This window comes from Sphingomonas phyllosphaerae (assembly GCA_036946405.1).
Taxonomy (GTDB): domain Bacteria; phylum Pseudomonadota; class Alphaproteobacteria; order Sphingomonadales; family Sphingomonadaceae; genus Sphingomonas; species Sphingomonas phyllosphaerae_D.
The window spans coordinates 3332735-3352020 of the sequence record JAQIJC010000001.1; the positions used below are offsets into that span (position 1 = coordinate 3332735).

The 19286-nt window shown below is 68.6% G+C and carries 17 protein-coding genes; 9 read left to right on the top strand and 8 right to left on the bottom strand.

Going from position 1 to position 19286, the window contains the following annotated elements; translation table 11 throughout:
- Positions 1–4 precede the first annotated feature (4 nt).
- The 3 genes from PGN12_15550 (at position 5) to PGN12_15560 (ending at position 4398) form a co-directional block, all read left to right on the top strand.
- A complete protein-coding gene (locus tag PGN12_15550; protein ID MEH3105300.1) occupies positions 5–2755 on the top strand; it encodes a PAS domain S-box protein in 2751 nt (916 codons plus the stop codon).
- An 82-nt stretch (positions 2756–2837) separates the two neighbouring features.
- Positions 2838–3665, top strand: a complete 828-nt coding sequence (locus tag PGN12_15555) for an RcnB family protein (protein MEH3105301.1) — start codon at positions 2838–2840, stop codon at positions 3663–3665.
- 43 nt (positions 3666–3708) lie between these two features.
- On the top strand, positions 3709–4398 hold the full coding sequence (locus PGN12_15560; GenBank protein MEH3105302.1) for a 2OG-Fe(II) oxygenase: 690 nt from the start codon (positions 3709–3711) through the stop codon (positions 4396–4398).
- A 45-nt stretch (positions 4399–4443) separates the two neighbouring features.
- Here PGN12_15560 and PGN12_15565 read toward each other — a convergent pair whose 3' ends face one another.
- Positions 4444–5967, bottom strand: a complete 1524-nt coding sequence (locus PGN12_15565) for a fumarate hydratase (protein ID MEH3105303.1) — start codon at positions 5965–5967, stop codon at positions 4444–4446.
- A 328-nt stretch (positions 5968–6295) separates the two neighbouring features.
- On the opposite strand from PGN12_15565, the gene PGN12_15570 reads away from it, so the two are divergent.
- Together PGN12_15570 and PGN12_15575 are read left to right on the top strand one after the other, a co-directional pair.
- Entirely contained in the window at positions 6296–8227 is a 1932-nt protein-coding gene (locus PGN12_15570; GenBank protein ID MEH3105304.1) for a ribonucleoside-diphosphate reductase subunit alpha, read from the top strand.
- A 202-nt stretch (positions 8228–8429) separates the two neighbouring features.
- The gene (locus PGN12_15575; protein MEH3105305.1) at positions 8430–9608 is read left to right on the top strand and encodes an MBL fold metallo-hydrolase; all 1179 of its coding nucleotides are present in this window, start codon (positions 8430–8432) and stop codon (positions 9606–9608) included.
- Positions 9609–9638: 30 nt separating this feature from the next.
- On the opposite strand, the gene PGN12_15580 is transcribed toward PGN12_15575, so the two are convergent.
- The 3 genes from PGN12_15580 to PGN12_15590 all read right to left on the bottom strand — a co-directional run bounded on the left by PGN12_15580 (position 9639) and on the right by PGN12_15590 (position 11559).
- Entirely contained in the window at positions 9639–10328 is a 690-nt protein-coding gene (locus tag PGN12_15580) for a hypothetical protein (protein ID MEH3105306.1), read from the bottom strand.
- A 127-nt stretch (positions 10329–10455) separates the two neighbouring features.
- Positions 10456–10764: a hypothetical protein gene (locus PGN12_15585; protein MEH3105307.1), complete on the bottom strand. Its 309-nt coding sequence runs from the start codon at positions 10762–10764 to the stop codon at positions 10456–10458.
- A 204-nt stretch (positions 10765–10968) separates the two neighbouring features.
- Positions 10969–11559 (bottom strand): hypothetical protein, encoded by a 591-nt coding sequence (locus PGN12_15590; GenBank protein MEH3105308.1) that lies wholly within the window; start codon positions 11557–11559, stop codon positions 10969–10971.
- A 237-nt stretch (positions 11560–11796) separates the two neighbouring features.
- Between PGN12_15590 and dinB the strand changes: the two genes are divergently transcribed.
- Together dinB and PGN12_15600 are read left to right on the top strand one after the other, a co-directional pair.
- A complete protein-coding gene (gene dinB, locus PGN12_15595; protein ID MEH3105309.1) occupies positions 11797–12876 on the top strand; it encodes a DNA polymerase IV in 1080 nt (359 codons plus the stop codon).
- Between the two features lie 11 nt (positions 12877–12887).
- Complete coding sequence (locus PGN12_15600) at positions 12888–13697, top strand: shikimate 5-dehydrogenase (GenBank protein MEH3105310.1); 810 nt, start codon at positions 12888–12890, stop codon at positions 13695–13697.
- A 95-nt stretch (positions 13698–13792) separates the two neighbouring features.
- Here PGN12_15600 and PGN12_15605 read toward each other — a convergent pair whose 3' ends face one another.
- Both PGN12_15605 and PGN12_15610 read right to left on the bottom strand, forming a co-directional pair.
- Positions 13793–14710, bottom strand: coding sequence for an ROK family protein (locus tag PGN12_15605; protein MEH3105311.1), 918 nt, complete (start codon positions 14708–14710; stop codon positions 13793–13795).
- Positions 14711–15154 carry a MarR family transcriptional regulator gene (locus tag PGN12_15610; protein MEH3105312.1) on the bottom strand — a complete coding sequence of 148 codons (444 nt, stop codon included), beginning with the start codon at positions 15152–15154 and terminating at the stop codon, positions 14711–14713.
- A 133-nt stretch (positions 15155–15287) separates the two neighbouring features.
- Here PGN12_15610 and PGN12_15615 point away from each other — a divergent pair, with 133 nt between their 5' ends.
- Together PGN12_15615 and PGN12_15620 are read left to right on the top strand one after the other, a co-directional pair.
- Positions 15288–16196, top strand: coding sequence for an alpha/beta hydrolase (locus tag PGN12_15615; GenBank protein ID MEH3105313.1), 909 nt, complete (start codon positions 15288–15290; stop codon positions 16194–16196).
- A 68-nt stretch (positions 16197–16264) separates the two neighbouring features.
- Positions 16265–16450: a hypothetical protein gene (locus PGN12_15620; protein ID MEH3105314.1), complete on the top strand. Its 186-nt coding sequence runs from the start codon at positions 16265–16267 to the stop codon at positions 16448–16450.
- A gap of 95 nt (positions 16451–16545) precedes the next feature.
- On the opposite strand, the gene PGN12_15625 is transcribed toward PGN12_15620, so the two are convergent.
- Both PGN12_15625 and PGN12_15630 read right to left on the bottom strand, forming a co-directional pair.
- Positions 16546–17766, bottom strand: coding sequence for a pyridoxal-dependent decarboxylase, exosortase A system-associated (locus PGN12_15625; protein MEH3105315.1), 1221 nt, complete (start codon positions 17764–17766; stop codon positions 16546–16548).
- Positions 17763–19262 carry an AMP-binding protein gene (locus PGN12_15630; protein MEH3105316.1) on the bottom strand — a complete coding sequence of 500 codons (1500 nt, stop codon included), beginning with the start codon at positions 19260–19262 and terminating at the stop codon, positions 17763–17765. The genes PGN12_15625 and PGN12_15630 overlap by 4 nt, the downstream gene beginning before the upstream one ends.
- Positions 19263–19286: the final 24 nt, after the last annotated feature.

Sequence of the window (19286 nt, forward strand, 5' to 3'; positions counted from 1 at the left end):
GGCGTTGCGCGATGCGCTGGAATTGCTGTTGCCGGCGGGCGCACAGGTGTTGTTGATCTGGGGTGCCGAGCGTCGCGTCTTCTACAACGAGGCTTACGCCGCGCTGCTGCACGAGCGGCACCCGGCCGCGCTGGGACAGCCCGCCGACAAGCGCTGGCATCGCGGCTGGGACGTGGTGTCGCCGATGGTCGACGACGTGTTCTCGACCGGACGGACGATGACGGTCGGCAATCATCGCTTCGACCTGCTCGCCGACGGACAGCCGACCACCGTTCATTTCGACATGTCGCTGTCCGCGGTGATGCAGGACGACGGCACGGTCGGCGGGGTGTTGGGGGTGGTATCGGACATCACCGAACGGGTGCGCATCGTCGAGACCGCGACGCGCGAACGTGAGCGTCTTCGCCAGATGTTCGATCAGGCACCCGGCTTCATCGCGGTGCTTCGCGGGCCGGACTATATGATCGAACTCGCCAACGCGACCTATCAGCGGATGAGCGGCGGGCGCACGTTGGTCGGGCGACGGTATGCCGATGCCTTGCCGGAGGTGGCGGAAGCCGGCTTCATCGAGCGGCTCGATGAGGTTCGTCGCACCCGCGAGCCGTTCCGTGCGGTCGATATGCCGGTGCGGCTGCCGACCAGCACGCCGGGCGTGCTGCGCGACTTCTGGATCGACTTCATCTGCCAGCCGATCACCGACGAAGCTGGCGATGTCACCGCGATCTTCATCGAAGGGATCGACCGTACCGACCGCCACCGCGCACGCGAGGCGCTGGCACGCGGTCGCGCGTCGCTTGAACAGGCGACCGAAGCGGGGGAGATCGGGACGTGGGATTACGACGTCCAGCATGATCGCTTCACCTGCTCCCCGCTCGGCATGGCGCTCTACGCGCTCGCGCCCGACAGCCAGCCGCTGACGCGCGAGGCGTTTCAGACGCTGGTGGAACCCGACGATCTCCCGATATTGCAGCAGGCTTTCCCGCCGGTCGTCGATCCGGCGGTACGGGCCGCGTTCGACGTCGAATATCGCGTTGCACAGGAGCGTGTCGGCGGCGTCCGCTGGCTGTCGGTGCGCGGGCGCGGCATTTTCGATGGCGATCGCTGCGTCCGCGTCGTCGGCACGATCATCGATATCACTGCACGCAAGCTACAGACCGAGGCGTGGCGCGAAAGCGAGGCACGTTTCCGTACGCTCGCCGACAGCCTGCCCGCTCTGGTGTGGATGACCGACCCGCATGGCAGCGTCACCTTCGCCAACCGCGGCTTCGAGGCGATTTTGGGCGTCACGCCCGACCAGGTCGGCGAGCGGGGCTGGACCGACTTGCTCCGGCCCGATCGGCGCGCGGCCGCGCTGGAGGCAAGGGCCGGATGGTTCGCGCGACCCCGCCCGCTCAGCGGCGAGCATCCGTTGCTGCGGCGGGACGGCGCGACGCGCTGGATGCATATCGAGGCGCGCCCCCGCTTCATCGGCGAGGCTTTCCAAGGCTATACCGCCTGCGCGATCGACGTGACCGACGCGCACCTCGCCGGCGAGCGGCTGGAGGCGCGTGTCGCGGATCGCACCGCCGCGCTGACCCAGCAGATCGCCGAGCGCGAGCGCGTCGAGGAAGCGCTCCACCAGATGCAGCGGCTGGAGGCGATCGGGCAGCTTACCTCCGGGGTCGCGCACGATTTCAACAATCTGCTGACGGTGATCCTCGGCAACGTCGACTCGCTCGTCGCCGCGGGCAAACGTGGGTTGCTCGATCCGCGGCTCGAAACCCGGCTCGAGCATGTTCGCATCGCTGCCGAACGCGGTGCCGCGCTGACCGCCCAATTGCTCGCCTTCTCGCGGCGGCAGCGGCTGGAGGCGAAGGTCGTCGACCTGAACCGCACCGTCACCGGCCTGCTCGATCTGCTCGGCGGCACGCTGGGGCGCGATATCACGATCGAAACCCGGACTCCGCCCAACATCTGGCCGGCGCTGGTCGACGCGACGCAGATGGAACTCATCATCCTCAATCTCGCGATCAACGCGCGTGATGCGATGCCGGATGGCGGGGCGCTGGTGCTGTCGGTCGAGAACGCCACGCTCGGCCGGCCCGAACGCGCCGAGGAACCGCCGCCCGGCGATTATGTGCGCGTCGCCGTGGCCGATACCGGCACCGGCATGTCCGAAGCGGTACTGGCGCGCGCGTTCGAGCCGTTCTTCACCACGAAGGAGGTTGGCAAGGGCTCCGGGCTCGGGCTGGCGCAGGTGTTCGGCTTCGCCAAGCAATCGGGGGGCGGCGTGCGGATCGACAGCACGCCGGGCGTGGGCACCACGGTCAGCGTGTTCGTCCCCCGTGCCGCCAGCGAAGCCACTCCGCCGCCTTCCGACAGTCACGTCACCCCGGCCGTCGGGTTGCTGAACGGCGTCACGGTGCTGGTGCTCGACGACGACGATCGCGTCCGCCAGGTCGCGGTTGAGGCACTGCGCGAGGCGGGATGCCGCGTGGTCGAGGCAGCGGACGGCGAGTCGGCGCTTGAGGCGCTGCTCCACGAACCCGCGATCCGGCTGGTCGTCACCGATATCGCGATGCCCGGCATGACCGGCATCCAGTTCGCGCGGCGCGTGCACGACCTGCACCGTCACGTCGAGGTGCTGTTCGTCACCGGCCATGCCGATCCGTCCGATATGGAGGGCGTCAGTGAGGAACGGTTGATCCGCAAGCCCTATCCGCGCCGCCTGCTGCTGGAGCGCGTCCGCGCGATCCTTGCCGAGGACGGCGCATAGCTTTCAATCGGCTGCACGCGCGGTTCAGTCATCGTTCTCGCTTGCCGTGCGACAAGCACGGCATGATGGTCGGAGGATGGCGATGCTGAAGGCGATCGTGGCGGGATTGTTGTCGATGACGGCACTGGTGCCGCCGGTTCTGGCGCAGCAGCGGGACGAGCGGTCCATGGACAGTGGCGAGTGGCGGCGTGGGCGCGCGGAACGCCCGGTGCCGCCCCCTGGGTTGCCCGAACGACCTGCGCGGGCCGCCGAAGCGCCGCGCCCGCCGGAGGCTGCGCCGCAACGCTGGGATCGTCAGGGTGGCGGCGAACGGCGCGACGCGCCGCGCTGGGCGCGAGGTGGTGAGCAGGGCGCCCCCCGCGCCGATGGCGTACCGCGTCCGCCCGCCCCCAACGGCGACTGGCGGAGCGCCCGCGCACCCGACGATCCGCGCGGAAACTGGCGGCGCGACCGCGACGTGCAGGTCCGCCGCGACGACTGGCGCGGCCCGGCACGCGTCGCCCCTGACCGGAGCTGGAGCGCCGAGCCGGGTCGGCGCCAGTACGACCGTCGTGGCGCACCGCCGCCCGCCGCAGTCTGGCGGTCGGAACGCGATGGCCGCTGGGATCGTGGCTGGCGGCGCGAACCGCAATATGACTGGAACCGCTATCGGAGCGAGCGGCGCGCCGCGTTCCGGCTGCCGCGCTATTACGCGCCTTATGGCTGGACCAGCGGCTATCGTCGCTTCGATATCGGCTTCGCGCTCGCCCCGGTGCTCTACACGCCGCGTTACTGGATCTACGATCCCTATACGTACCGGCTACCCTATGCCGAGGAGCCGTATCGCTGGGTCCGCTATTACGACGATGCGCTGCTGGTCGATATCGAAGACGGCACGGTGGTGGACGTGATCCACGACATCTTCGAGTAGCAGCGGCTTGAAAGTGGCGGCGGAGCGCGACACACCGGCGGTCATGTCGCTCGCCACCACGCCACCCGGCCACCCGTCCGCCGTCCGCGCCCAGCAGGGCGCGGCGGTGGCGGCGTGGCTCGACGCCGATCCGCGGATGCAGCGCCTGCCCAGCGATACGGTCGCGGCATGGCGCTGTCCCGATTTCCTTGATGCCGCCAATTGCGACTGGCTGGTGCAGGTGATCGACGGCAACCGCCGCCCCTCGACGTTGTTCAGCGATCGCGGCGGCCCGGCCAGCCGCACCAGCGAGAGTTGCGACATGGACCGCAACGCCGACGGTATCCGCCAGATCGACCAATATATCGCCGCCTCGCTCGGCATCGCGCCCGAACTCGGCGAGACGATGCAGGGGCAGCGCTATGCGCCCGGCCAGCTGTTCCGCGCGCACCACGATTATTTCCACGAGGCCGAAAGCTACTGGCCGGCGATGCGCGAGAACGGCGGGCAGCGCACCTTCACCGCGATGATCTACCTCAACGATGTCGAGGAAGGCGGCGCGACCTGGTTCCCCAAGGGCGGCCTGCGCGTCGCGCCGCGCAAGGGGATGCTGTTGGCGTGGAACAACATGAACCCCGACGGCAGCCCGAACACCGCGACGCTGCACGAGGGGATGGCGGTGCTGGAGGGTACGAAGTACATCATCACCAAGTGGTTCCGCGAGGAACCGTGGGGGCGCAAACCGCGGACGTAAACCCGTTCGTCATTGCGAGCTGAGCGAAGCAATGACGAGGCTTTGTTACGCCCCGACCAGCAAACCCTCGCGCGCAATCTTCTCGCGCCACACCAGCGGCGCGAGCTGGTGGACGTTGTTGCCCTCGGCATCCACCGCCACCGTCACCGGGAAGTCGGACACCTCGAACTCGTAGATCGCCTCCATTCCGAGATCCGCGAACCCGACGACCTTGCTGCCCTTGATCGCACGCGCGACCAGATAGGCCGCGCCGCCGACCGCCATCAGATAGGCGCTCTTCGCGTCGCGGATCGCATCGGTCGCCGCCGGGCCGCGCTCGGCCTTGCCGACCATCGCCAGCAAGCCCTGATCGAGCATCATTCGCGTGAACTTGTCCATCCGCGTCGCGGTGGTCGGACCCGCCGGCCCCACCACTTCCTCGCCGACCGGATCGACCGGCCCGACGTAATAGATGACGCGGCCCTTGAACTCGACCGGCAGTTCCTCACCCTTCGCCAGCATGTCGGCGATCCGCTTGTGCGCGGCGTCGCGGCCGGTCAGCATCTTGCCGTTGAGCAGCAGCCGGTCGCCCTGCTTCCACGACTGCACCACCTCCGGCGTCAGCGTGTCGAGATCGACGCGGATCGCGGCCTTGTCGGGCGTCCAGTTGACGTCGGGCCATTCGGCGAGCTTCGGCGCCTCGAGGAACGCCGGCCCCGAGCCGTCGAGCGTGAAATGCGCGTGGCGGGTCGCGGCGCAGTTCGGGATCATCGCCACCGGCTTGCCCGCGGCATGGCACGGCGCGTCCTTGATCTTGACGTCGAGGATCGTCGACAGCCCGCCCAGCCCCTGCGCGCCGATGCCAAGCGCGTTGACCTTGTCGAAGATCTCGATGCGCAGCGCCTCGATGTCGTTGCGCGGCCCGCGCGCCTTGAGCGGCCCCATGTCGATCGGCTCCATCAACGCCTGCTTGGCGAGCAGCACGCAATGCTCGGCGGTGCCGCCGATGCCGATGCCGAGCATCCCCGGCGGGCACCAGCCCGCGCCCATCTGCGGCAGCATCTCGACCACCCAGTCGACGATCGAGTCGCTAGGGTTCATCATCTTGAACTTCGACTTGTTCTCGCTGCCGCCGCCCTTCGCCGCTACGTCGACCGAGACGGTGCTGCCCGGCACCATCTCGACGTGCAGCACGCACGGCGTATTGTCCTTGGTGTTGCGGCGCGTGAACGCCGGATCGGCGAGCACCGAGGCGCGCAGCTTGTTCTCCGGGTGCAGGTAGGCGCGGCGCACCCCCTCGTCGACGACCTCCTGCATCGAGCGGCTGTTGTCGTCGAGCCGGCAGTCCATGCCCCATTTGACGAACACGTTGACGATGCCGGTGTCCTGGCAGATCGGGCGATGCCCCTCCGCGCACATCCGGCTGTTGGTCAGGATCTGCGCTATCGCATCCTTGGCGGCGGGCGATTGCTCGGCCTCGTAGGCGGTGCCCAGCGCGCGGATATAATCCATCGGGTGATAGTAACTGATGAACTGGAGCGCGTCGGCGACGCTCTCGATCAGGTCGGCGGTACGGATCACGGTCGTCATGGCGACGCTCTATAAGCGTGGCGGGGCCGGAGCAACAGCACGCCGCGTCGGTGGTGGCATCGTCGATGCGACGAAAAATATTTTGTCCCGCTTGCACTTTTGAAAAGCGGCGGAAGTCCGCGCGTCGCTGTCTTCGCCAGTTTGCAGAACGCGAACTGGGGCTTGCCCGGCGGCGGCATCTGCCACAATCTGTAGAGGTAGAGGCTGGGTCGCGCCGCTAGTGGTGGTAAGGTGGCGTGGGGCGCACACCATCGCTGGCGCGATCGGCCGGACATTTCGATGAGCCGATCCGAAAGGATCGCACCAACGACAGGCGGGACGCGAGACCATGAACTTCACGACCACGGACGCCGAGGCGATGAGCGCCGACATGATCGAAGCGATGACGGCTACGGCAACCGCGGAGGCGACGGCAACCGACCAGACGATCGCCAGGCACGGCGCGCGCACCGCGCCCTTCCCGCTCGATGTCGATCACGGCCGCGACGCGCTGCTGACCGACTTCGGCAAGGAGACGCTCAAGGATCGCTACCTGCTCCCCGGCGAAAGCTACCAAGACCTCTTCGTCCGCGTCGCCAGCGCCTATGCCGACGATCAGGCGCATGCACAGCGGCTCTACGACTATATCTCAAAGCTGTGGTTCATGCCGGCAACGCCCGTTCTGTCAAACGGCGGCACCGGGCGCGGCTTGCCGATCTCCTGCTATCTTAACTCGGTCCCCGACAGCCTCGACGGCATCGTCAAGACGTGGAACGAGAATGTCTGGCTTGCCTCGCGCGGCGGCGGGATCGGCACCTATTGGGGCAACGTCCGCGGGATCGGCGAGCCGGTCGGACTCAACGGCAAGACCAGCGGCATCATCCCATTCGTCCGCGTCATGGACTCGCTGACGCTCGCGATCTCGCAGGGTTCGCTGCGCCGCGGCTCGGCGGCCTGCTATCTCGACATCTCGCATCCCGAGATCGAGGAATTCCTCGAGATCCGCAAACCTTCGGGCGACTTCAACCGTAAGGCGCTCAACCTCCACCACGGCGTGCTGATCCCCGACGCCTTCATGGCAGCGGTGCGCGATGGCGCCGAATGGCAGCTCAAGTCGCCCAAGGACGGCTCGGTCCGCGCGACCGTCGACGCGCGCGCGCTGTTCCAGAAGCTGGTCGAGACCCGCCTCGCGACCGGCGAGCCGTACATCGTCTTCGCCGACCATGTGAACTCGACGATGCCCAAGCATCACCGCGAGCTGGGGCTGAAGGTGTCGACCTCGAACCTGTGCAGCGAGATCACGCTGCCGACCGGCACCGACCACCTCGGCAACGACCGTACCGCGGTCTGCTGCCTGTCGTCGCTCAATCTCGAGACGTGGGACCAGTGGAAGGACGAGAAGGGCTTCGTCGAGGACGTAATGCGCTTCCTCGACAACGTCCTGCAGGATTACATCGACCGCCACGAACCCGGCATGGAGCGCGCGGCCTATAGCGCGGCGCGCGAACGTTCGGTGGGTCTGGGCGTGATGGGCTTCCACTCGTTCCTTCAGGCACGCGGGCTGCCGTTTGAGGGCGCGATGGCCAAGAGCTGGAACCTGCGCATCTTCAAGCAGATCAACGCGCAGGTGAACGAAGCGTCGATGGTGCTCGCGCATGAGCGTGGGCCGTGCCCCGACGCCGCCGACGTCGGCGCGATGGAGCGGTTCAGCTGCAAGATGGCGATCGCGCCGACCGCGTCGATCTCGATCATCTGCGGCGGCACCAGCGCGTGCATCGAGCCGATCCCGGCCAATATCTACACGCACAAGACACTGTCGGGCAGCTTCGCGGTCAAGAACCCGTATCTGGAGAAGCTGCTGAGCGAGAAGAGCAAGAACGCCGATTCGGTGTGGAACTCGATCCTCGAACATGGCGGCTCGGTGCAGCACCTCGACTTCCTCTCGCAGGAGGAAAAGGACTGCTACAAGACCTCGTTCGAGATCGACCAGCGCTGGCTGCTCGAACTCGCCGGCGACCGCACGCCGTACATTGATCAGGCGCAGTCGCTGAACCTGTTCATCCCGGCCGACGTCGAAAAGTGGGACCTGCTGATGCTCCACTTCCGCGCGTGGGAACTGGGCATCAAGTCGCTCTACTACCTCCGTTCCAAGTCGGTGCAGCGCGCCGGCTTCGCGGGCTCGGAGGGATCGGGCGGGGTCGAGGCCGACAACACGATCGCCACGCCGAAATTCTCGATCGGCGAGACGACCGACTATGACGAGTGCCTCGCCTGCCAGTAAACGGTTAGTCGTTGCTCCGGCGAAGGCCGAAGTCGGCGGCGCGCGCTCTACGTCGTTGCGAGCGTAGCGAAGCAATCCAGAGCCGGACCAGGACGCTCTGGATTGCTTCGCTACGCTCGCAATGACGAACGCCGGTCCGCATCGGGATCGAACCGCCTCCGCGATCATTCCGCCACTTCACCTCCCGCGGAAGGAACGGCGCGTGCCGGTCGTCAGCAAGATCGTCAGGACCGTCCTCGCCGCGCTGCTGCTGCTCGTCATCGCGATCGGCCTCGCGATCACGATCGTCCCACGCTTCCTCGACCGAGGCTATTACGAAGGCCCGGCGAGCGATCACTTCGACGGCGCGCGCTTCTTCAACCCCGATGGCGACGACACCATGGCCCCGCCCGCCGGCGGCAGCCGCGGCGGGTTCCTGTGGCGGCAACTGACCGAAAACGACGACCGCCCCGCGTGGCCCGAGAAGGTCGCGGTCACCCCCGCCCGCCCGCCGGCGCGCGTCGACGGGACGCGGATGCTCGTGACATGGGTCGGCCACGCCACCGTGCTGATTCAGACGCAAGGGCTCAACATCCTCACCGATCCGGTGTGGGGCGAGCGCGCCGGCCCGCTCAGCCTCGGGCCGCGCCGTGTCGCCGCGCCGGGCATCCGCTTCGCAGACCTGCCACGCATCGACCTCGTGCTGGTCAGCCACAACCATTACGACCATCTCGAAAAGGCGACGCTCAAGCGGCTGTGGCAGCGCGACCGGCCGACGATCGTCACCAGCCTCGGCAACGACAGCGTCATCGCGCAGACCGGCGCGCGCGCCACCGCGCTCGACTGGCGCGGCACGGTGGAGGTGCGCCCCGGCATCCGCGTCGCCGTCACGCGCAATCATCATTGGGGCAGCCGCTGGTTCGCCGATCGCAACCGCGCGCTCTGGTCCAGCTTCGTCGTGCAGTTCCCCACCGGCGGCAACCTGTTCTTCGCGGGCGACACCGGCTTCGGCGATGGACGATGGGCCGCCGAAGCCACCGCGCTCGGCCCGATCCGGCTCGCGTTGCTGCCCATCGGGGCGTTCCGCTTCGTTCCCGGCCAGATGGCATCGGGCGCGCATGTCGGCCCTGCGCATGCCGCGCTGGTGTTCGAGCGGCTACGCGCCGCGCGGGCGATTGCGATTCACTGGGGCACGTTCCGCCTCTCCTACGAGGCGCGCGATACACCGCCACGGATGCTGTCGGCGGCGATGCGCTGCCTCGGCAGGATTGGCTTCGACGCCGCGGCGATCGGGCGAACGGTCGAGATCCCGCTCGCCACCACCCCGCCTTCACAGCCGACGGCGACGCCTGCCACGATGCTCGCCTGCCTCGACACGCCGGCAGTACGGGCGATGCGCTAGAAGCGTCTCGCGACCGTGCGGGTCGCGACCCTAGACGCCCTGCCCCGCCATCAGCGCATGGACGCGCAGCCGGGGGAAGACCTCCTCCAGCGCCTTGGTATCGGGCAGGACGTACACATAACCGCCCTTCCTCTGGAACAACGGGCGCAAATCTGTGGCGTAGAAGCTGCGCGGGACGTTGATGCAGCCGAAGGTAATGCGATTGTCGCCGGGTTCAGGCGACAGCATTCGCGCGCGGCGGTTCTCGGAACGGGCGGCATCGCCGGGGATCGGATGGATTGCGACGCTGTTGGTGTAATCGACCCACAGCACGCGCTGGCGCCCCGCGGCATAACCGAATTTGGCGAGGAAGCGTCCGGCCGGCGTGGTCTTTTCGGCCGGGCCGATCTCGCCGAGCTTCTTGCTCCCGACGCCCGGCGTCGCATCGTCGCCTGGTGCGATCCCGATCAGCACCGGCACCTGCGACACCATCTTCCCGCTGCCGTCGAACAGAAACAGCGCGGCGGCGTGCTTGTCGATCACCGCATAGGGCAGCGCGTGATTGTCCCTCGACGATGCGATCCAGTCGGCGACGCGCAGCGCGTCGGCGGACGGCGACGGCGTCGGCTCGACCGTCGCTGCCGCGACCGGCGTCGCGGCTGGCCGATGCGGCTTCGTCTTCGCGCCGGACGGCGCGGCGGCGATGACCAGCGCGAGGCCGGCAAATATCGGTGAAATCATTGTCTAACGCCACGAAACGAAAGCGGCCGTCCATTGCGGACGGCCGCCGGATCTTGTCAACCGTCGCGCGCGGCGCCTTCGAGGTGCCGCCGTCCCGCCGGCTAACGGCCGCGCTTGCGCAGCCTACTTAGTGGCGCGGACGCTTGCCGCGCTGCTCCTGCTGCTGGAGCCGCTGCTCGACACCGTCGACGCGACCGTTCAGTTGATCGAGGCGCTGCCCGTGCTGCTGGACCTGCCCCGACGCGGCCTGCGCCTCGGCGAGCGCCTGCTTCGCGGTGCCGTCGGTGGCCTGCAATTGCGTCTCCAGCGTGCTGACCCGCGCGCTGACCGGCTCGATCTGCTCGCGCACATATCTCTTGGTGGCGCAGCCGCCCAGCGTCGGCGCGATGAGCAGGATCGCAATCGCGGGGGAGAGTTTGACAAAGGAGGTAAGCATCACAATCTTCCAAATAATCTCTAGCCCGCGAAGGGAGCCCGGAACGTAACGCAGCGGCAATAGTCGAGGCGACCAAATGAGCCATGCGCACGTCGAAACGAGGTATGGTTCACCCAAATGTTCGTGGTAAGCTGGCCTAGCTCTTTCCGAAACGCGGGAAATACTTCACCATTAACCATTGCTGAACCAGAACGACTTTGGTTTTCACTTGCCCGAATCGCGTCGCACGTCGCCGGCGAACGGGTCGAGCGGAATGCGGGCCCCGCCCTCTCGCGCCGCTTTGCCTGCCACGGGCGTGCGCTGCCGATCGACACAGCGACGCAACTCGGCGACGGCGGCACCGCTCCCGTCCAGTGTCAGCTCCTCGACCGGCACGTCGCCGCGCCGCACCTTGAGAAAGGCCGAGGTGGCGAAGCTGCGCGGGAAGGTCGCGCCAAAGTCGGTAACGAAGCCGCGCTTGCCCTGCGGCGCGATGCCGATCGCGAGGTGCCGCGGAAAGGCGGAATGGGAGAGCTGGAAGTCGAGGCGCAGTTGCTCGCGTGCGCGGATCGACCAATTGGGGTTGAGCAACGTCAGCCGGTTGCTGCCGTCCATATCGAGACCGAACTGGAGCGTGGTGCCCCGTGGCGCCGGATAGGTGCGCGTGATGAAGCACCCCTTCTGGTCGCTGCTCGCGGCGACGATCCACGCGCCGACGTCGCGCGTGGCATAATCGGCGGCGAACACCGGATGGCCCGCCATGCTGGTGGCGAGGGCGAGGGCGGACAGCAGGGTTGCGGGAGAGAGGGTGCGCATCGCGTTGCATGTAGCGCAAATTGCCCGCGAGTTTAGCCACAATGGCGCAAGCCATGTCGTCGAACGCGTATCAGCGGCTCCACCCCCATGCCTTGCGCTATCGAAGCCAGCCGCGTGGCGATATTCCATGTTTGTTCTTCATCGGACTGGCATGGATGCCGATCGTCGGGTAACCTCGCCGTCGATGGCAGCGCCGATGCCATTATCTGCCACGGAGCCGTTACGTCGTTGAACTGCATGGCCGATCGAGTCGCTGCCCGCCGGAAGATCATCCATATCGACATGGACGCCTTCTATGCGTCGGTCGAACAGCGCGATGCCCCCGCGTTGCGCGGACGGCCGGTCGCGGTCGGCGGCAATCGCGCGCGCGGCGTGGTCGCGGCGGCCAGCTACGAAGCGCGCGTGTTCGGGGTACGCTCGGCGATGCCGTCGGTGGTCGCGGCGCGGCGCTGCCCAGAGCTGGTGTTCGTGCCGCCGCGCTTCGACGTCTATCGCGCGGTCAGCCGCCAGATCCACGCGATCTTCGCCGATTACGCCGATGCGATCGAACCCCTGTCGCTCGACGAAGCCTATCTTGACGTCAGCGAGGACCGCCGCGCGCTCGGCTCGGCCAGCGCGATCGCCGCCGAGATCCGCGCGCGGATCAAGGCCGACACCGGGCTCACCGCCTCGGCGGGCGTCAGCTACAACAAATTCATCGCCAAGCTTGCCTCGGACCAGAACAAGCCCGATGGCCTGTGCGTGATCCCACCCGCCAAAGGCGCGGCGTTCGTCGCCGCGCTCCCGGTCAAGCGCTTCCACGGCATCGGCCCGGTCACCGCCGAGAAGATGGCGCGGCTCGGCATCCACACTGGCGCCGATCTGCGCGACCGCCCGATCGAGTTCCTGCGCGCGCATTTCGGCAGCCACGCCGATTATCTGCACGGCGCGGCGCGCGGCGTCGACGACCGCCCGGTCCGCGCCGAGCGCCAGACCAAGTCGGTGGGCGCCGAACGCACCTTCGACACCAACCTCACCGACCCGATCGAGATCGACGCGGCGCTGGAGACGGTCGCCGCCGCCGCCTGGACGCGCGTCGAGCGTGCCGACGTGCGCGGGCGCACCGCGACGCTGAAGCTGCGCCGCGCCGATTTCACGACGCTCACCCGCGCGCGGTCAGTCACCGGCATCATCGCGACGCAGGACCAGCTGCTCGATCTTGGGCGCGGGTTGCTTGCCCCGCTGCTGCCGACCCCGGGCGGCATCCGGCTGCTCGGCTTGACGCTGTCGGGCATCCTGCGCGACGAGGAATTCGTGCAGCCCGCCCTTCCCCTTTGATCTACAAGGAATTGCCGATGAAGCCGCCGATCGGCCCCGCCACCCGCCTGTGCATGTCGCTCGCCGCGCGCCCCGGCACGTTCGGCTCGCGCTTCCACAACCATCTCTACGACGCGCTCGGGCTGGATTACGTCTACAAGGCGTTCACCACCGAGGATCTCGCGGGCGCGATCACCGGCATCCGCGCGCTCGGCATCCGCGGCTGCGCGGTGTCGATGCCGTTCAAGGAAGCGGTCATCCCGATGCTCGATAGCCTGCGCGACAGTGCTGCGGCGATCGACAGCGTCAACACGATCGTCAACACCGACGGCGAATTGCTCGGCTACAACACCGATTACAGCGCCGTGCGCGACCTGATCGCGGACCTGCCGCGCGTACCGTTCCTGCTGCGCGGCAGCGGCGGGATGGGCAAGGCGGTCGCAACCGCTTTGGTCGACGCCGGCTTCCCCGACGGCACGATCGTCGCGCGCAACGAGGGTGCGGGCCGCGCGCTCGCCGAGCGGCTCGGCTGCCGCTGGCAGGCGCAGGCGACCGGCGACGCGCCGCTGCTCGTCAACGTCACCCCGCTCGGCATGACCGGCGCGGATCAGGATGCGCTCGCCTTCACGCCCGACCAGATCGCCGCGGCGCAGATCGTCATCGATGCGGTCGCCAAGCCGGTCGAAACCCCGTTGCTCCGCACGGCGACCGCGGCGGGCAAGACGGTCGTCACCGGCGCGCAGATCGCGACGCTCCAGGCACTGGAGCAATTCGTGCTCTACACCGGCGTCCGCCCAACCGACGCACAGGTCGCGGCGGCAGAGGCGTACGCGCTGAGCTAACTAACCCGTCGCCCCGGCCTTGAGCCGGGGCCCCGCTTCTTCTCCTACGGTGCGCAGAAAGCGGGACCCCGGATCGAGTTCGGGGGTGACGATGGTCAGGAAACCAGCACCTTGATCCCGGTCCGGTCCTCCAGCGCCTGTGCGCCGAGCACCACCGCGCCGAGCGGCCCGGCGTTTCCGCCCAGCGCCGCCGGCACGACGAACGTGTCCATATCCGCCACCGCCGGCAGCGCGACATAGCCGTTCAGGCTCGCCGCGGTCGCCGCGCGCAGTCGCGGCAGCAGCCACGGATTGCCGACCATCACGCCGCCGCCCAGCACGATCCGGCGCGGCACGCCGGTCAGCGTCAGCGTCGCGAACAGCGACGACAGCGCGCCGACCACCGTCTCCCACGCCGGATGGTCGTGCGGCAGGTCTTCGCCCTTGATCCCGGTCCGCGCCGCGATCGCCGGACCGGCGGCCAGCCCCTCGACGCATGCGCCGTGATAGGGGCACGATCCCGCCCAGTCGTCGCCGGGCAGCCGCGGCGGGCGGACATGGCCGAATTCGCTGTGCGTCAGCCCGTCGACGGGACGGCCATGCGCGATCATCCCCGCGCCGACGCCGGTGCCGACCGTGACATAGGCGAGGTCGCCCAGCCCCTGCCCTGCGCCCCAGCGCGCCTCGGCCATCGCCGCACCGACCACGTCGCTGTGGAAGCCGACCGGCACGTCATAGCGCGCCGCCAGCCGCCGCGCGATATCGGTCCCCGCCCAATGCGGCTTGGGAGTCGAGGTGATCTTGCCGTAATCGGGCGATTGCGGGTCGATCGAGACCGGTCCGAAGCTGGCGATGCCGATCGCCGCGACGCCGCGCCATTTGTCCATCGCCGCCTCCAGCGCGGGCAGCGTTTCCTCGGGCCGGGTGGTCGGAACGCGCACTTCCTCCAGGATCGCGTCGGGTCCGCTGGAGAGCACCGCGATGCACTTCGTGCCGCCCAGTTCCACGCCCGCGATCAACGGCAGCTGCGCCATTCAGTCTTCCTCCTCGGCCGCGGCGTCGATCCGCCGCAGCATGTCCGTGAATTGCGCCAGTTCTTCCGCGTCGAAGCGCCCGAAGATCCGGCGCTCCAGCGCGACGGCCTGCGGCGCGACCTGCGCGTACAGCGCTTCGCCCTCCGGGCTCAAGCGGAGATGGTGCGAGCGCCGGTCGGTGGCGTTCGGGGTACGCGTCAGCAATCCGCGCTCGGTCAGCGCGATCGCGGCGCGGCTGACCGTCACCTTGTCCATCCGGCTGCGCTCGCCGAGCTGCGCCTGCGTGACGGGCGCATATTCGGCGATCAGCGTCACCAGCCGCCACTCGGGCACACTCAGGCCGAACAGCGCCTCATAGGCGCCTGCGATCCGCCCGCTGACGCGATTGGAGGTGACCGAGAGCAGATACGGGAGAAACTGCTCGAGATGGAGGCGTTCTACCATGGGACACCCAGCAAAGTACGGGAAAGAAACGATCGGAACCAGAACCCGAAACGTTGCATTAATGTGACACAGGGCACAAGGACACTGTATCACTTTCACGGAGTCACATTCGGGAGGCGCAACGGAGCAGGCGATGGCAACGATCACGGCGAACGGCATCCAGATCGAATATGAGGACGAAGGTCCGCGCGACGGACAACCGATCTTGATGGTGATGGGCCTCGGTGCCCAACTGGTTCGCTGGCCGCAGTCGATGGTCGATGCACTGGTCGAGCGTGGATATCGTGTCATCCGTTTCGACAATCGCGACGTCGGCCTCTCCACCAAGTTCGACGAGTGCGGCGCGCCGCACATCGTCTGGACCGCGATGCAGATGCAGTTCGGCCGCGTGCCCGCAGTCCCCTACACGCTCACCGACATGGCGCAGGACGGCATCGGCCTGCTCGACGCGCTCGGCATCGACCGCGCGCACGTCGTCGGCGCGTCGATGGGCGGGATGATCGCGCAACTGATCGCGGCGCGCTGGCCTGAGCGGGTCCGCACGCTCACCTCGATCATGTCGACCACCGGCCATCCGCATTGCTCGCGTCCGACGATGCGCGCCACCGCGCTGCTGCTGCGCCATCCGAAGAGCGACGATATCGAGGCGATCGTCGCGCACGGCACGATGGCCGCTCGCGCGGTCGGCGGACGCTTCCCGATCGAGGATGCGATCATGGCGGAACGAATCCGCGCCGAAACACTGCGCAACCGCTGCCCGACCGGCTTCCTGCGCCAGATGGCCGCAATCATCGCCGACGGCGACCGTACCGATCGCCTGCGCCGCATCACCGCGCCGACGCTGGTGATCCACGGCAGCGACGATCCGCTCGTCCCGGTCGCGGGCGGTCGTGCCACCGCACAGGCGATCCACGGCGCGCGCTTGCTCGAGATCGAGGGGATGGGTCACACGCTGCCGCCCGAACTGGTCGAGCAGATCGTCGCCGCGATCGACGACCACATCCGCCACCGCCGCCGCGATCCGATCCCGCAGGCGGCATAGCGAAACAGCAAGCGACACGCGATCATTCCTGCTACAATGCCGCGGTCGTCCGTTTCCGAAAGACGCGCATGTTCGTCGACTTCCGCGATCAGCCACCGCCCCCGCCGTGGCAACCCCCGCGCCCCTGCCCGCGGCTGACCGCGGGTCAGGAGAAGGTACTGGCGGCGATCCTCGGCTTCAACGTCGTGCTGCTGCTCGTCGCGCCGATCGGCGGCGCCACCCTGATCGGCGCACTGGCGCTGCTGTTCCGCTAGAACGGCAAGACGTCAACTTGATCCGTTACGGCTTCGCTAAGCGCGCAATGACGAACTAGCGCGGTGGATCACGCTCTGGCTGGACGCTGATCGGCTCACACCACGATCTCCACGGGTGCGGGGTGGCCGAGGAACGCCGCCGGGCTCGCCGTCGCGCCATAAGCCCCGGCCAGAAAGATCGCGATCACCTGCCCCACGTCGACCGGCGGCAGCGCTACGCGATCGCCCAGCCGGTCGAGCGGCGTGCACAGGCAACCGACCACCGACGCCTCGCCCTCCGCCGCCGCGCCCATCCGCCCCGCCACCGCGAGCGGATAATTGCGCCGCACCACCGTCCCAAAATTGCCGCTTGCGGCCAGCTGGTGGTGGAGCCCGCCATCGACCACCACGAACGTCTCGCCCCGGCTCTGCTTCACGTCGACGACGCGCGTCAGGTACACGCCCGCCTCCGCGACCAGCCAGCGCCCGAGTTCGATCGCGAATTGGCTGTCGCGCAGCACCTCGCCACGCGCCGCCACCGCCTCGCCCAGCGCCGCCCCGACCGCGGCGACATCCAGCGCGACGTCCCCCGCGAAATATGGCACCCCGAACCCGCCGCCGAGATTGACCAGCGGCGGCACCGCCCCCGCTTCCTCCGCCAGCCGCGCCGCAAGCGACAGCGTCGCCGCCTGCGTCTCGATCACCGCCGCGGCGTCCAGCGCCTGCGACCCCGCGAAGATATGGAAGCCGCGCCAGTCCGCGCCCGCCGCGATCACCGCGCGCGCCACCGAGGCGGCGTGTTCCGCGTCGATCCCGAACGGCGAGGCGCGCCCACCCATCTTCATCCCCGACCCGCGCAATTCCAGATCGGGGTTTACCCGCACCGCCAACCGCGGCACGATCCCCAGTCGCTCACCCGCTGCCAAGGCACGTCGCGCCTCGCCAGCGGATTCGAGGTTGATCGTCGCGCCTGCCGTGATCGCCGCCGCCAGTTCGTCGTCGCGCTTGCCCGGCCCGGCGAAGCTGATCGCGGCACCCGGTTTCACGGCCAGCGCGCGCGCAAGCTCGCCCGCCGAGGCGACGTCAAGCCCGTTGACCAGCGGTGCCATTCGCTCCAGCAAGGCCGGCAACGGATTGGCCTTGATCGCATAATGCAGGTCGATTTCCGCCGGCATCGCCGCGCGGAACCGCGCCACCTGCGCGGCGACCAGCCCGGCGTCATAAACGAACAGCGGCGCACCGTGCGCGGCGACCAACGCTGTCGCATCATGCCCGCCGATCATCAGCGCGCCGCGCTGCGCGGCGAACGCGGGCGGCAGCGGCCCCATCGGCTTCATGCGCGCCGCTCCATCACCGCAGCGGCGATCGCCGCGCGATCCAGCTTGCCATTGGCGTTGCGCGGCAGCGCCGCGTGCCAGTCGATCCGCGCCGGCTGCATGTAGGCGGGCAACTCGCGCTTCAACCGACCCCGCAACGCCACCTCAGATGCCCCATCGCCCCGCGCGACCAGCACAATGGCTTGCCCCAGCCGTGCGTCGGGCACCCCGACCGCCACCGCCTCGGCAGTCTCCGGTCCGGCCGTCGCCGCTTCCTCGATCTCCTGCGGGCTGATGCGGTGTCCGGCGCTCTTGATCATCTCGTCATCACGTCCGACGAACCGCAGCAACCCGTCGCGATCCGCCACCACCGTGTCGCCCGACCAGACCGCCGTCCCGCCGTAATGCGACCCCGCCGGCGCCGGTCGAAAGCGCAGCGCGGTGCGCTCGGCATCGCGCCAATAGCCCTGCGCCACCAAGGGTCCGGCATGGACCAGCTCGCCCGGCTCCCCCGCCGCCGCGAGCGTCCCGTCGCGCCGCACCACCAGCACCTCGGCGAACGGCACCGCGCGCCCGATCGAATCGGGATGCGCATCGACCAGCGCGGGGTCGAGAAAGGTCGAGCGAAACGCTTCGGTCAGCCCGTACATCGGGAACAGTTGCGCCGCCGGAAACCGCGCGCGCAACGCCCGCACCATCGTCGCCGTCAGCGCGCCGCCCGAATTGGTCAGCCGCCGCAACTGCCCCGCCACCTCCGCCGGCCAGTCGCTCTCCAGCAGCTGCGTCCACAGCGGCGGCACCCCCGCCAGCGTCGTCGCCCCGACCCGCGCCACCGCCTTCACCACGTCGCGCGGCGTCAGATAGTCGAGCGGCGCGACGCACGCCCCCGCCGACCAGCTCGATAGCAACTGGTTCTGCCCGTAATCGAACCCGAGCGGCAACACCGCGAGCACCCGGTCGTCGGGCGCGATCTCCAAATAGTGCGCGACCCCGATCGCCCCCAGCCACAGGTTCGCATGGCTGAGCATCACCCCCTTCGGCCGGCCGGTCGACCCCGAGGTATAGAGCAAGGCGACCAAAGCATCGGGATCGGCGGCCGACGGCGGCAACGGATCACCCGCCCCGGCATCGGTCACGACGCGGCAACCGTCAGGCACATCATCCGTCTCCAGCGTCGCTGCCCGCGTGTCCTGCGTCAGCAGCAGCGCCGCGCCGCTATCGGCGAGGATATGCGCGACCTGCGCGCGCCGCAGCACCGGATTGACCGGTACATGCACCAGCCCCGCGCGTGCCGCCGCCAAAGGCATCCAGCACGCCACCCGCGTCTTCGGCAGCCACGTCGCGACCCGCGCGCCCGGCGCAAGTCCCAGCCCCGCCAGCCACCCCGCCAGCCGCGCCACCGCGTCTTCGGCGTCGGTAAAAGCGACCACCCCCTCGCGATCGATCAGCGCGGGCGCGTGCGCTTCCCCACGCAACACATGGTCGATCGGGCGCGGCGTAGCATCAGGGGACACCATGTGTTTGGCTTCTAGGCTCAGGCG

What these genes read in the sequence shown, in the direction of transcription:
- dinB (MEH3105309.1), top strand. Translation starts at nt 11,797, where the DNA reads ATGGCCGATCGAGTCGCTGCCCGCCGGAAGATCATCCATATCGACATG.
- PGN12_15580 (MEH3105306.1), bottom strand. Translation starts at nt 10,328, where the DNA reads ATGATTTCACCGATATTTGCCGGCCTCGCGCTGGTCATCGCCGCCGCG.
- PGN12_15630 (MEH3105316.1), bottom strand. Translation starts at nt 19,262, where the DNA reads ATGGTGTCCCCTGATGCTACGCCGCGCCCGATCGACCATGTGTTGCGT.
- PGN12_15615 (MEH3105313.1), top strand. Translation starts at nt 15,288, where the DNA reads ATGGCAACGATCACGGCGAACGGCATCCAGATCGAATATGAGGACGAA.
- PGN12_15560 (MEH3105302.1), top strand. Translation starts at nt 3,709, where the DNA reads ATGTCGCTCGCCACCACGCCACCCGGCCACCCGTCCGCCGTCCGCGCC.
- PGN12_15590 (MEH3105308.1), bottom strand. Translation starts at nt 11,559, where the DNA reads ATGCGCACCCTCTCTCCCGCAACCCTGCTGTCCGCCCTCGCCCTCGCC.
- PGN12_15610 (MEH3105312.1), bottom strand. Translation starts at nt 15,154, where the DNA reads ATGGTAGAACGCCTCCATCTCGAGCAGTTTCTCCCGTATCTGCTCTCG.
- PGN12_15620 (MEH3105314.1), top strand. Translation starts at nt 16,265, where the DNA reads ATGTTCGTCGACTTCCGCGATCAGCCACCGCCCCCGCCGTGGCAACCC.
- PGN12_15555 (MEH3105301.1), top strand. Translation starts at nt 2,838, where the DNA reads ATGCTGAAGGCGATCGTGGCGGGATTGTTGTCGATGACGGCACTGGTG.
- PGN12_15565 (MEH3105303.1), bottom strand. Translation starts at nt 5,967, where the DNA reads ATGACGACCGTGATCCGTACCGCCGACCTGATCGAGAGCGTCGCCGAC.
- PGN12_15625 (MEH3105315.1), bottom strand. Translation starts at nt 17,766, where the DNA reads ATGAAGCCGATGGGGCCGCTGCCGCCCGCGTTCGCCGCGCAGCGCGGC.
- PGN12_15605 (MEH3105311.1), bottom strand. Translation starts at nt 14,710, where the DNA reads ATGGCGCAGCTGCCGTTGATCGCGGGCGTGGAACTGGGCGGCACGAAG.
- PGN12_15570 (MEH3105304.1), top strand. Translation starts at nt 6,296, where the DNA reads ATGAACTTCACGACCACGGACGCCGAGGCGATGAGCGCCGACATGATC.
- PGN12_15585 (MEH3105307.1), bottom strand. Translation starts at nt 10,764, where the DNA reads ATGCTTACCTCCTTTGTCAAACTCTCCCCCGCGATTGCGATCCTGCTC.